The sequence below is a fragment of the Thalassospira sp. UBA1131 genome, from assembly GCF_002311515.1.
Classification (GTDB): Bacteria; Pseudomonadota; Alphaproteobacteria; order Rhodospirillales; family Thalassospiraceae; genus Thalassospira.
In genome coordinates this window covers 72548-78479 of record NZ_DCAO01000093.1, presented here as the reverse complement: position 1 = coordinate 78479, position 5932 = coordinate 72548, and the positions used below count along the sequence as shown (strand labels likewise).

Annotated in this window: 5 protein-coding genes; all 5 read left to right on the top strand. The window is 55.1% G+C overall.

The features are described from left to right. Positions 1-2 precede the first annotated feature (2 nt). Positions 3-812, top strand: a complete 810-nt coding sequence (locus tag B3Z49_RS14425) for a PhzF family phenazine biosynthesis protein (protein WP_296992136.1) — start codon at positions 3-5, stop codon at positions 810-812. Positions 813-1078: 266 nt separating this feature from the next. Then, complete coding sequence (locus B3Z49_RS14420) at positions 1079-2950, top strand: SLC13 family permease (RefSeq protein WP_008890832.1); 1872 nt, start codon at positions 1079-1081, stop codon at positions 2948-2950. A gap of 173 nt (positions 2951-3123) precedes the next feature. Continuing rightward, entirely contained in the window at positions 3124-4305 is a 1182-nt protein-coding gene (locus B3Z49_RS14415) for a phosphoserine transaminase (protein WP_296992134.1), read from the top strand. Positions 4306-4461: 156 nt separating this feature from the next. Further along, complete coding sequence (locus B3Z49_RS14410; protein WP_296992132.1) at positions 4462-5628, top strand: ATP phosphoribosyltransferase regulatory subunit; 1167 nt, start codon at positions 4462-4464, stop codon at positions 5626-5628. Between the two features lie 35 nt (positions 5629-5663). Next, positions 5664-5932: adenylosuccinate synthetase (locus tag B3Z49_RS14405; RefSeq protein WP_296992130.1), on the top strand; the 269-nt coding region annotated here is incomplete at its 3' end.

Below are 5932 nucleotides of genomic sequence, written 5' to 3'. Positions count from 1 at the left end.
CCCTGCCGATCTATCAGATCGATGCCTTCACCGATGTTTTGTTTGCCGGCAACCCGGCGGCGGTTGTGCCCTTGTCAGATTGGTTGCCTGATGACGTGCTGCAAAAAATCGCGATGGAAAACAATCTGTCGGAAACAGCCTTTTTCGTGCCAAGTGCGGGTGACGAGGCCGATTTCCATATTCGTTGGTTTACGCCGACCGTCGAGGTGCCGCTGTGTGGCCACGCGACGCTTGCAAGTGCATTTGTGATTTTCAATCGACTTGGCTTTAAGGGCGATCTGATCAAGTTGCAAAGCCAAAGCGGCGTTTTGACCGCCCGGCGCGAAGGTGATGCGATTGTCCTGAACTTCCCGAAACAACCGATCAAGCGTGAAACTGTCTCTGAGGAGGTGCTTGAAGCCCTTGGCGGAGTTAAGCCCGCCGAGACATTTGGCGTGGTAAGCCGTGATACCGACATTGTGATTGTCTATGATGACGCTGCCATTGTGCGAAATATGCGCCCGGATATGTCGGCGTTGGGCAAATTGGCGGGGCGCGGTGTAATTGTTACGGCACCCGGCGATAAAACCGGACTTGATATGATTTCACGTTATTTCCTGCCAGCACTTGGCATCAATGAAGATCCGGTCACCGGCTATATGCACTGTGTCGTTGGGCCCTATTGGGCAGAAAAACTGGGGCAGGTCGATGTTGTCGGATATCAGGCGTCCGCGCGCGGTGGTGTGGTTGCCTGCAAAATCGACGGTGATCGTGTGCATCTCAAGGGCGAAGCTGTTCAGTACCTCAAAGGGGAAATCACGGTTCCGGCGTGATTGGCCTGGCGGTGTCGGGCAATGAATTCAAAAGGGCGGGCAATCTGGTATTTGCCCGCCTTTCCTTGTTCAAGGGGCCTGCATTCTGTCTGGGGTATTCTACCGACTAATCCGCATTCGAACTGATTTGCTTTGTTTTTTTATTGACCGCGCTATAGGGCTTTCGTCTAAGTAAAAGGCAAAATGAAACGATTGTGGACAGATCTCGCCGGTGCAAAGGTGCGCGATAACCGCAAGAATGCAGGCTTTACAGGGGAAAGTTTATCGTGCTCGAAAGTGTTGTTGCCAGTTCTGCAACGCCGATGCAGATGTGGGTGGTCCTAGCACTCGTTGCCGGATCGCTTGTTCTGTATGGGTTGGAGCGCATCTCGCTCGAACTGACCAGTATTGCTCTTATCGCAACGCTTTTGCTTTTCTTTGATTTTTTCCCGCTGCTTGATGCGGATGGTGAAAACCTGATGGGGCCTGCCACGGTCATGTCGGGCTTTGCCAACCCGGCCTTGCTGACGGTGTTGTCCTTGCTGGTTGTTGGGCAGGGCATGGTCCTGACCGGCGGGGTCAGTTACATCGCTGGTCTGATTACCGAACATGGCGGCAAGAATGCCTCGATTGCGATTTTCGTCGGGTTGTTCGTGGTGATGGTATTGTCGGCCTTCCTGAACAATACGCCGGTTGTTGTTATCTTTATCCCGATTATTCAGGCACTTGCCGAGCGTATTGAACGTTCCCCGTCGGCATTGATGATCCCTCTTTCCTATGCAGCGATCCTTGGCGGCATGACGACCCTGATCGGTTCATCGACCAACCTTCTGGTATCAAGTTCCCTGATCGAACTCGGCATGCCGGGGCTTGAATTCTTTGAATTCACAACGATTGGCAGCGTGCTTGCCTTGACCGGCTTTGTCTACGTCCTGTTGATTGCGCCGCGCCTTCTTCCGGCCTTGGCATCCATGCGCAGCAAACTTGCCAATCCCGATAGCAGCGGCAAGCAGTTCATCGCACAGATCACTGTTGGGCCAGCGGCCAACATGATTGGCACAAAGCCAGTCGCCGGGTTCTTCAAGAACCTGCCAAATATCACCGTTCAGATGATTGTTCGGCGTGAACATGCAGAACTGCCGCCGTTTGAAGATGATATGGAAATTCAGGCGGGTGACGTTCTGGTCGTGGCCGCCACCCGCAAGGCACTGACCGAGGCCCTGCAAAAGGACCCGGGATTGTTGCATTCAGATGCGGCCGCCGTTGGTGCAGACGGCGACGAAACCCCGCAGAAATCCACGCAGTTATTGGCCGAAGTCATGTTGCCGCCGGGGTCGCGCCTGATTGGCTTTAATCTTGAGCAGATCGGTTTCCGCTATCAGTACAAGTGCCTTGTACTTGGTATCCAGCGTCGTTCGCGCATGATCCGAAGCCAGATGACCGAGATCCGGCTTGAGGCCGGAGACGTTTTGCTGGTGCAAGGACGATCAGAGGATGTCGAGGCCCTTCGCACCATCCGCGATGTTGTGTTGCTGGAATGGTCGACCAGAACCTTGCCCCGACCATTCCACGCGCGTCGGGCTGCGGCCATTTTCCTTGGCGTGATTGCGCTTGCCGCGACCGGTGTCGTGCCGATCATGGTTTCAAGCTTTATTGGGGCCGGATTGATGATCGCATCCGGCGCGCTTAATTTGCGTCAGGCATCGCGCGCAATTGATCGCAAGATTGTATTGCTTGTTGCCGCTGCACTTGCCCTTGGTAATGCGTTGCAATTGACCGGCGGTGCAGAATTCGTTGCCGATCAGTTGTTGGCCGCAACCCGCGGCGCACCCGCACCAGTTATTTTGTCGCTGTTCTTCCTGATTGTGGCAGGCTTTACCAACGTTTTGTCCAACAACGCGTGCGCGGTTCTGTTTACGCCCATCGGCATTGGCATGGCCCAGCAACTGGGCGTGGAGCCACATGTGTTTGCAATTGCGGTGGTGATGGCGGCCAACTGTTCGTTTGCGTCGCCGGTCGGGTATCAAACCAACCTTCTTGTCATGGGACCGGGACACTATCGGTTTATTGACTTCCTGAAGGCAGGGACACCGCTGATCATCATTCTTTGGATTGCGTTCAGCCTGTTTGCGCCTTGGTATTACGACATCCCGTTCTAAGGGGCATAAACCAAAGAATGAATGTTGGCAGCGGTTCGTTTCAGCCATGCAAAAATGGCTGCCATGTCTGTGTGGAAGGCGTTTGACTTTTGCCTTTGGGGCAATAGGATCGGGTCGCTTGAATATTCTAAACCAACCTGCATTGGTTATCCTTCTTTCTCAGGAACTTACAGATGGCCCAGACTGCCGTACTTGCAAAGCCGACCACTCGTCCGACCAGCCCGAATTTTTCTTCGGGTCCGTGCAAAAAACGCCCGGGTTGGTCCGCAGACGCATTGCAGACGGAGATCCTTGGCCGTTCACATCGATCCAAGCTCGGAAAGCAGCGCCTTGAAGAGGTGATTGACCGTTCGCGCGCAATTTTGAACCTGCCAGAAGATTATCTGTTGGGGGTGGTTCCGGCATCCGATACCGGTGCCGTTGAAATGGCGCTATGGTCGATGCTGGGCGCGCGTGGCGTTGATATGCTGGCGTGGGAAAGCTTCGGGGCGACCTGGGTCACCGATGTGATCAAGCAGCTCAAGCTTGATGATGTACGCACCCTTGAAGCCGATTATGGCAAACTGCCGGATCTGGCATCGGTTGATTTTGATCGCGATGTTGTCTTTACCTGGAACGGCACGACGGCCGGTGTTCGTGTGCCCAATGGCGACTGGATTGCTGATGACCGCAAGGGTTTGACCATTTGCGATGCGACCTCGGCGATCTTTGCCATGGAACTGCCGTGGGACAAACTCGATGTCGTGACCTATAGCTGGCAGAAGGTTCTGGGCGGCGAGGGTGGTCACGGGATCATTATCCTCAGCCCGCGTGCTGTTGAACGCCTTGAAAGCTACACGCCATCATGGCCAATGCCGAAAATCTTCCGCATGACCAAGGGTGGCAAACTGATTGACGGCATTTTCCGCGGCGAAACCATCAACACGCCATCGATGTTGGTGGTCGAAGATGCCATTGACACCTTGAAATGGGCCGAAGAGATTGGTGGCCTTGAAGGGCTTTTGAAACGTACCCGTGCAAGCCGGGCGCATCTTGATGCGTGGCTTGCCAGCAGCGACTGGGCGGCCGACCTTGCCGAGGATCCGGCAACCGGCTCAAACACCTCGATGTGCATCAAGATTGTCGATCCATGGGCGCTTGGTCTGTCTGCCGATCAGCAGGCTATGCTGCCGAAAAAGATTTCGCAGCTTCTTGAAGCGGAAAATGTCGCACTTGATATCAACGGGTATCGTGATGCGCCTCCGGGACTGCGTATTTGGGGCGGTGCAACCGTTGAGCCCAGCGATATCAAGGCTTTGCTGCCTTGGCTCGATTGGGCATATGCGGTGGTAAAAGCCGAATTTGCGGCCAACTAGGAAATAATTCGTACGTATTATTTGCGTTACAGGGTTTTTCCCCGTTGCTCTGTCCGGCACAACGCGGTAGTAACCGCTACCGGATAGTGAGCCCTGAGCGTTGCTCGGGATGTTATCAATTTAAATCTGCGCGCCTCGTCCGGGAAAGCACACAAAATGACCGAACTTGCCAGGAAAGCTCTTTTGCCCGCCGGCCTGCAGGATGTCCTGCCAGGAACCGCTGCACGGGAAGCTGAAATCCGTGAGAAGCTGATGGCCAGTCTGGCACATGCAGGCTATGACCGCGTGAAAACCCCGTTGGTCGAGTTCGAAGAAAGCCTGCTTGAAGGTGCTGCACCGGAATTGTCGACCCAGACGTTCCGTTTGATGGACCCTGAGTCCCGCCGCATGATGGGCGTTCGTTCAGATATGACACCCCAGGTCGGACGCATTGCAGCGACCCGTCTGGTTGATGCGCCGCGTCCTCTGCGTCTTTCGTATTCCGGCGATGTCTTGCGGATCAAGGGATCGCATCTGCGCCCGGAACGCCAGTTTGCACAGGTCGGTGCCGAGTTGATCGGTGTGTCGAGTGCTGCTGCTGACACCGAGATTGTTCTGCTCGCACTCGAAGCTTTGGAAAGCATCGGTTTGCCGGATGTTTCGGTTGACCTAAATTTGCCAACACTCCCGGTTCGTCTTTTTGATGCCTTTGGTGTGTCGCGCGATGACCGTGAAGTACTAACCGAGGCGCTTGAACGTCGTGATGTCGCAGCCCTTCGTGCCGCCGATGGCAAAGTTACCGGTGTTCTGGTTGCCTTGCTTGAAGCCGCTGGCCCGGCGCAGTCCGCTTTGCCGAAACTCAAAAAACTCGAACTGCCGCTTGGTGCGTCCGAGGAACTTTATCGTCTGATCGATGTTGCTGAACGCGTTCTGGCGTCCGGCCTTGATGCTGCCCTTACCATTGATCCGGTCGAGATGGCTGGTTTCCGCTATCAGACCGGCGTCAGCTTTACACTGTTTGCACGCAACGTCCGCGGTGAAATTGGCCGTGGTGGCCGTTATCGTGCCGGTGGTGCATCGGGCGAAGCTGCAACGGGTATGTCGCTTTATATGGACAGCATTTTGCGCGGTCTTCCAGATGCCGAGCCGATTGATCGTGTTTATCTGCCGCTTGGTACGCCACAGCGTGAAGCGCGCAAATTGCGTGCCGAAGGCCATTACACGGTTGCCGCGCTTGAAGGTGCCGCGGAGGCCAAAACCGAAGCCGCCGCCCGTATCGAAGCACAAGGCATGGGCTGCAATCATATTTATATCGGCGGTCAGGTTGTGCCGCTGAACGCCTAATCGAACGAACTTTTTATCGCGCAAGGAGTTTTGCGATGACCAATGTTGCCGTGATCGGTTCCCAGTGGGGGGACGAAGGTAAAGGCAAGATCGTCGACTGGCTGTCCGAACGGGCAGACGTTGTTGTGCGTTTCCAGGGTGGTCACAACGCCGGTCATACTTTGGTGATCGACGGAACCACTTATAAGCTGAGCCTGCTGCCGTCAGGTATCGTCCGTGAAAACAAACTTTCGGTGATCGGCAACGGCGTTGTTGTTGATCCGTGGGCGCTGCTTGCCGAAATCGGCCGCCTGAAAGAGCAGGG

What these genes read in the sequence shown, in the direction of transcription:
- B3Z49_RS14415 (WP_296992134.1), top strand. Translation starts at nt 3,124, where the DNA reads ATGGCCCAGACTGCCGTACTTGCAAAGCCGACCACTCGTCCGACCAGC.
- B3Z49_RS14410 (WP_296992132.1), top strand. Translation starts at nt 4,462, where the DNA reads ATGACCGAACTTGCCAGGAAAGCTCTTTTGCCCGCCGGCCTGCAGGAT.